Origin of the sequence: Escherichia sp. Lx600-2, from assembly GCF_036662595.1 — a bacterium.
In the GTDB taxonomy this organism is placed as follows: domain Bacteria; phylum Pseudomonadota; class Gammaproteobacteria; order Enterobacterales; family Enterobacteriaceae; genus Escherichia; species Escherichia coli.
This window is the reverse complement of record NZ_JAYQWM010000193.1, coordinates 1-2416: the sequence shown is the minus strand read 5'-3', so window position 1 is coordinate 2416 and position 2416 is coordinate 1. Positions and strand designations below refer to the sequence as shown.

Annotated in this window: 1 pseudogene; it reads left to right on the top strand. The window is 57.2% G+C overall.

Annotated elements, in window-relative coordinates:
* Positions 1–68: 68 nt before the first annotated feature.
* Positions 69–2416, top strand: a pseudogene (locus OQV04_RS25370) (AAA family ATPase); the annotation flags it as partial.

Below are 2416 nucleotides of genomic sequence, written 5' to 3'. Positions count from 1 at the left end.
TAGTCTAAAAACTAGTATTAAGACTATCACTTATTTAAGTGATATTGGTTGTCTGGAGATTCAGGGGGCCAGTCTACGAACTGACGCATTGGTTGCATCAGTTAATACAACAACCAGAGAATGACATTCACAATGTGCTTCGACATTATCAAATAACATCTGCTGATGTTGAGAAGGCGTTAATTCAGCAATTGAATATATTGCCTGCCGGAGCGAGTGTAATTAACGATTTTTCCCATCATATCGATCTTTCTGTTGAAAAAGCCTGGATGTTGGCAAGTATCCGCTTTGGCGATCAAAAAATTCGTAGTGGATGGTTATTACTTGCCTGGTTAACCACGCCAGAATTGTGTCGGGTGTTAAAAAATATTTGTGCGCCATTGGCAGAGCTACCGGTAGATGAACTATTAGATATTCTTCCGTCTTTAATCACTTCATCTCCTGAATTAACAGAAATGCCTTATGACGGCTCGGATTTAAATTCTGCAGTACCGGGGGAAGCTAGCCAGGTCTTTGCCGGCGAATCAACTGGAAGCAAATCCGCGCTGGCGAAATACTGTCAGGACATGACTGCGCTGGCCCGTGAAGGCAATATCGATCCGGTCACCGGTCGCGAACACGAGATCCGTACTATGACGGATATTCTGCTGCGCCGTCGCCAGAACAACCCGCTACTGACCGGCGAAGCGGGAGTCGGGAAAACGGCAGTGGTGGAAGGATTCGCGCTGGCGATTGCCGGGGGGGAAGTACCGCCTTCACTGCGTAACGTGCGGTTGCTTTCACTGGATGTTGGCGCGCTGCTGGCTGGGGCGTCCATGAAGGGTGAGTTTGAATCTCGCCTGAAAGCGTTGCTGGAAGAGGCCGCGCACTCGCCGCAGCCGGTAATCCTTTTTGTTGATGAAGTTCACACGCTGGTGGGCGCTGGTGGGCGCTGGTGGTACATCCGGCACCGTCGCATCACGGGCAGTGTGCAGTCCTGGCAGTATACGCCGCGCGGGCTGCTGGCGCTCCATACGGATGAAGAGAAACGGGAGACGCGCTGGCAGTACACCCCGGAAGGGCTGGTTGCCAGTCTGAGCAACGGCAATGGGGCTCAGTACCGGTTCAGCTACGACGGCGACGGACGGCTGACGGGAGAACAGCGCCCGGACGGTCTGATACGGATGTTTGCGCTGAATGCGGGCGGGTTCCCGGTCATCATCCAGACGCAGGGCACAGAAGGAGGGATGCGTAATGAGCGACAGGAGCGTGATGCGCTGGGCCGCCTGCTGCGCAGTGACACGCAGCACAGTACACGGACCTTCAGCTACAACCGTCTTGACCAGATAACGGAAGTGACGCTCACCCCCACGGAAGAAGGGGAACGGCTGCACCACATGCAGGCGGACAGGGTGCGCTTTGCGTATGACCGCAGCGGCTGGCTGACGGCAGAGCACAGCGTGCACGGCAGCATAAAGTACCGGCGCGATGCGCTGGGCAATCCCACCGATATCACCTTACCGGACGGGCAGCATCTCAGCCATCTTTACTACGGCAGCGGGCATCTGCTCCAGACGGCACTGGACGGTATCACGGTCAGCGAATATGAGCGTGACAGTCTGCACCGTCAGGTGATACGCACGCAGGGGAAACTGGCGACGTTCAGCGGCTACAACGCCGACAACCGGTTAAGCTGGCAGCGCAGCCTGCCAGGTGGCAGCCAGAATCCACAGCAGGCCGGTACTCCCCCGGCGCAGAACGACAGCGTGACGGCGCGGGACTATATCTGGAACGCAGACGGTGAAGTCGGCGGCATCAATGACAAACTGCGCGGTTGCCTGGTGTTCAGCTATGACCGCAGCGGCTGGCTGACCAGCCGCACGGGGCAGATGTATGACCATGACCATTATTATTACGATAAAGCGGGCAACCTGCTGACGGATGAGTATCAGGGAGCGGTGCTGGACAACCGCCTGCCGGGCTACGGGCGTGACCGTTACCGCTATAACGAATGGGGCGAACTGACAGAGCGCAGGGACCAGCAGCTGGAGTGGAACGCGCAGGGCCAGTTAACGCGGGTCATCAGCAGCAACAGCGAGACGCGGTATCAGTACGATGCGCTGGGCAGGCGCATCATCAAGGCGACCAGCAATCTCCATACCGACCGGGGAGAACGAAGCCGGACAACGTTTGTGTGGGAAGGGTTCCGGCTGTTGCAGGAGACAACGTGGCAGGGAAAGCGGACATACCTGTACGACGCGGAACAGCCGTACACGCCGGTGGCGGCCATCACCGGGCGCGGAGAGAGTCAAAAAATCTGGTATTACCATACGGACCTGACGGGCACGGTACAGGAGGTGACCGCGCCGGACGGGACGCTGGTGTGGGCGGGCTACCAGGCGGGATTTGGTGAAAACCGGGGCGACATCAGCAACAG